General features: G+C 63.6%; 3 protein-coding genes. All 3 read left to right on the top strand.

The features are described from left to right. The coding region (locus HX846_RS10170) for an ABC transporter permease (RefSeq protein ID WP_372241976.1) at positions 1 to 230 on the top strand (230 nt) is incomplete at its 5' end. 69 nt (positions 231 to 299) lie between these two features. Further along, the gene (locus tag HX846_RS10165; RefSeq protein ID WP_032898587.1) at positions 300 to 1,379 is read left to right on the top strand and encodes an alcohol dehydrogenase catalytic domain-containing protein; all 1,080 of its coding nucleotides are present in this window, start codon (positions 300 to 302) and stop codon (positions 1,377 to 1,379) included. Between the two features lies 1 nt (position 1,380). After that, a partial coding sequence (locus HX846_RS10160; RefSeq protein ID WP_256739802.1) for an FGGY family carbohydrate kinase occupies positions 1,381 to 2,099 on the top strand: 719 nt, incomplete at its 3' end.

The following is a 2,099-nucleotide window of genomic DNA, read 5'->3' as shown; positions in this document are numbered from 1 at the left end:
CGAATGCCGGGGTGTCGTTCGAACTCGACGCGATTGCCGCGGTGGTCCTGGGCGGCGCCTCGATTGCCGGTGGGCGCGGGGTAATCGTCGGCACCTTGCTCGGCGCCATGCTGCTGGGGGTGTTGAACAACGGCTTGAACATGCTCGGGGTCTCGCCCTATGTCCAGAGCGTGATCAAGGGCGGGATCATTTTGCTGGCGATCTTCATCAGCCGTCAGCGCCACAAGTAAACCGGTTATCTCCACGCGGCCATGGTGGCCGCGATGGGTTCTCTCATGCTCAAGAAAGGTCCGCACATCATGGAAAAGCACAACCAAATGCAAGCCGTCGTCTGCCACGGCCCGAAAGACTACCGCCTGGAACGCATCAGCAAACCCCAGGCGCGGGTCAATGAACTGGTGATTCGCATCGCCGCCTGCGGCATCTGCGCCAGTGACTGCAAATGCCACTCGGGCGCCGCGATGTTCTGGGGCGGCGATAACCCGTGGGTCAAGGCCCCGGTGGTGCCGGGGCACGAGTTCTTTGGCTACGTGGTGGAAGCGGGCGAGGGCGCCGAGGAGCACTTTGAGGTGAAGGTCGGCGACAAGGTGATCGCCGAGCAGATCGTGCCATGTGGCAAGTGCCGTTTCTGCAAGTCCGGCAAGTACTGGATGTGCGAGGTGCACAACATCTTCGGCTTCCAGCGTGAAGTGGCCGAAGGCGGCATGGCTCAGTATATGCGCATCCCGAAGACCGCCATTGTGCACAAGATTCCGGAGTCGGTGTCCCTGGAAGATTCGGCGCTGATCGAGCCGATGTCCTGCGCGATTCACACCGTCAACCGCGGTGAGATCCAGCTGGATGACGTGCTGGTGATCGCCGGTGCCGGCACCCTGGGCCTGTGCATGGTGCAAGTGGCCGCCCTGAAAACGCCGAAGAAACTGGTGGTGATCGACATGGTCGACGAGCGCCTGGAACTGGCGAAGCAGTACGGTGCCGACGTGGTGATCAACCCGTCCCGGGACAACGCCCGGGAGATCATCAACAGCCTGACCGACAACTACGGCTGCGACGTGTACATCGAAACCACCGGCGTACCGGCGGGCGTTACCCAGGGCCTGGACTTGATCCGCAAGCTCGGCCGGTTTGTCGAGTTCAGCGTGTTTGGCGCCGAGACCAGCGCCGACTGGTCGATCATCGGCGACCGCAAGGAGCTGGACGTACGCGGTGCGCACCTGGGGCCGTATTGCTACCCGGTGGCCATCGACTTGTTCGAGCGTGGCCTGGTGACGTCCAAGGGCATCGTGACCCATGACTTCGGGCTGGACAGCTGGGCCGAAGCGTTTGAGCTGGCCAACTCGACCAAGTCGATCAAGGTGCTGCTGAAGCCGGTGCTCTGACATGAACTACGTAATGGGTGTGGACATCGGCACGCAAAGCACCAAGGCGCTGCTGGTGGATGCGGACGGCCTGATCATCGCCCAGCACAGCCAGGGGTATCGCGTGGATACCCCGAAAGTGCGCTGGGCCGAGCAGTGGCCGCAGGTCTGGCTGGATGCGGTGGAGGCCTGCGTCGCCCAGTGCATGGCGAAGGCCGGCGTGGCAAAAGAGCAGGTCAAGGCGCTGTGCATCAGCAGCCTGTACGGCGGCTCGGGGATTGCCGTGGACGCGCAGATCACGCCGCTGCACCCGTGCCTGATCTGGATGGACCGGCGCGCGGGCGAGCAGGTGGAGTGGGTGCGCGAGCATGTGGAGCTGGAGCGGCTGTTTGCGGTCACCGGCAACTCGGTGGACAGCTACTACGGTTTCACCAAGATGCTCTGGCTCAAGCAGCACCAGCCGCAGGTGTGGGCCAACACCCGCTACCTGCTGCCGCCCAACAGCTACATCAACTGGTGCCTGACCGGTGAGTTGGCGGTGGACCACAGCAGCGCCGGCAATATCGGTGGCGTCTACGATGTGGCCCGGCGCGGCTGGTCGGCCGAGATGCTGGCGGCGCTTGGGATTCCGTTGGCGATGATGCCGGAGCGTTTGCTGTATTCCGGTGAAGTGGTCGGTGGTTTGCTGGAGGAATGGGCCCGGCGGTTGGGCTTGCAGGCCGGTACGCCGATCCTGGCCGG

Source organism: Pseudomonas sp. K5002 (genome assembly GCF_013386655.1).
Lineage (GTDB): Bacteria > Pseudomonadota > Gammaproteobacteria > Pseudomonadales > Pseudomonadaceae > Aquipseudomonas.
Note: the sequence above shows the minus strand (reverse complement) of the source record. Positions and strands in the feature narration are given on the sequence as shown.

Coding starts and splice junctions, on each gene's coding strand:
- HX846_RS10165 (WP_032898587.1), top strand. CDS start 300: ATGGAAAAGCACAACCAAATGCAAGCCGTCGTCTGCCACGGCCCGAAA.